Source organism: Vogesella mureinivorans, assembly GCF_007644035.1.
Taxonomy (GTDB): domain Bacteria; phylum Pseudomonadota; class Gammaproteobacteria; order Burkholderiales; family Chromobacteriaceae; genus Vogesella; species Vogesella mureinivorans.
Genome location: NZ_VMTV02000017.1, coordinates 1 through 338, shown reverse-complemented (window position 1 = coordinate 338; position 338 = coordinate 1). Strand labels below are relative to the sequence as shown.

1 protein-coding gene is annotated in these 338 nt (G+C 65.1%); it reads left to right on the top strand.

All coding sequences use genetic code 11. The annotated features are described in order from the left end of the window. Positions 1–39: 39 nt before the first annotated feature. The coding region (locus FLQ44_RS00440) for a hypothetical protein (protein WP_240801141.1) at positions 40–338 on the top strand (299 nt) is incomplete at its 3' end.

Here is a 338-nt window from a genome sequence, read left to right as displayed (position 1 = left end):
ATAGCCTTGTGGGCATCCAATGCGTTTCGGGAGCCCTCCATGCACTGCGGTCTTCGCCTTGGCGCCATTGCCGCATTCAGTCTTGCGTTGATGCTGCCCGCGGCCGCGCAGGCCGGTAGCGTCGACTGCGAGATGCGCTTCAATCTGTCCGGCTGGTCGGCCTTCTACAAGCGCTCCAGCGGCGAGGGCACCATCAGCTGCAACAACGGCCAGTCCATGCGCGTGCGGCTGGAGGCGCGCGGCGGCGGCATCTCGTTCGGCAAATCGCGGATCGAGAACGGTGTCGGTGAGTTCTCCGGCGTCGACGACATCCGCGAGCTGATCGGTGGCTATGCCAG